Here is a 1,128-nt window from a genome sequence, read left to right as displayed (position 1 = left end):
CGCTCGCCGAGGTCACCGAGGACGCGCGGGTCACCGACGCGGTCGCGACCGCGCTCGGGCTCCGGATCGGCGGCGGGCCCGCGCCCCGCGCCGTGGCCGACGCGCTCGCCGACCGTCCCCTGCTCCTGCTGCTCGACAACTGCGAGCACGTGATCGCGGCCTGCCGGGAGCTGGTGACCGCCCTGCTCACCCGCGCGCCCGGCCTCCGTGTCCTCGCGACCTCCCGGGTGACGCTGCACGTGCCGGGCGAGTACGTCGTCCGGCTCCAGCCGCTGCCGCTGCCCCGGTCCACGAGCACCCTGGGCGAGCTCGCCCACCAGCCGGGCGTCCGCGCGTTCGTCGAGCACGCCCGGCGGCGCGACCCGGCGTTCGCGTTGACCACCGGCGACGCGGACGCCGTCGTCGAGGTCATCCGCCGGATCGACGGCCTGCCGCTCGCGATCGAGCTGGCCGCCGGTCAGCTCGCCGTGTTGCCGCCGACCGCGCTCCGCGACCGGCTCGGCCGGGCACTGGACGCGCTCTCCGCCGACCGGCCGGAGGGCGACGCCCGACACCGCACGCTGCGCACCACGATCGACTGGTCCTACCGCCTGCTCGACGACGCCGAGCGAGCCCTGCTGCGCGCGCTCGCCACGTTCCCCGGCGGCGCCGAGCTGAGCACCGTCGAGAAACTGGCGGCCGAAGCCGCACCCGGCACCGACCCGCTCGTCCCACTGAGCCGGTTGGTCGACGCGTCGTTCGTCCTCCCGGAGCGCCGCGACGGCGACGCCCGCTACCGGATGCTGGAGACCGTGCGCGCGTTCGCGCTGGAGGACGCCGCCGCGCGCGGCGAGCGGGACGCGGCCGAGCGGGCGTTCCTGGCCTGGGCCCGGGAGACCGCACGGTCGCTCGGCGCCGGGCTCAACGGGCCGGACGAGACGCCGTGGGACCGCCGGCTCCGGGCCGAGCTGGCCAACCTCCGCGCCGCCCGCGACCTCGCCCGCGCACGCGATGACCTCGACCTGATCGTCGACGTGACGCTCGCGCTGGACGAAGCGGCGATCTACCGCGACCTCGAGGAGCTGTGGAACTGGTCGGTCGAGCTCGCCGACGAGCCGGGACTGCGGGAGCACCCGCGCGCGGCCGCCG

General features: G+C 77.1%; 1 protein-coding gene. It reads left to right on the top strand.

What is annotated here, in order from left to right:
* A partial coding sequence (locus ABEB28_RS37245) for an ATP-binding protein (RefSeq protein WP_425559049.1) occupies positions 1-1,128 on the top strand: 1,128 nt, incomplete at both ends.

The organism is Cryptosporangium minutisporangium (assembly GCF_039536245.1).
Classification (GTDB): domain Bacteria; phylum Actinomycetota; class Actinomycetes; order Mycobacteriales; family Cryptosporangiaceae; genus Cryptosporangium; species Cryptosporangium minutisporangium.
This window is presented reverse-complemented; position numbering and strand designations above follow the sequence as displayed.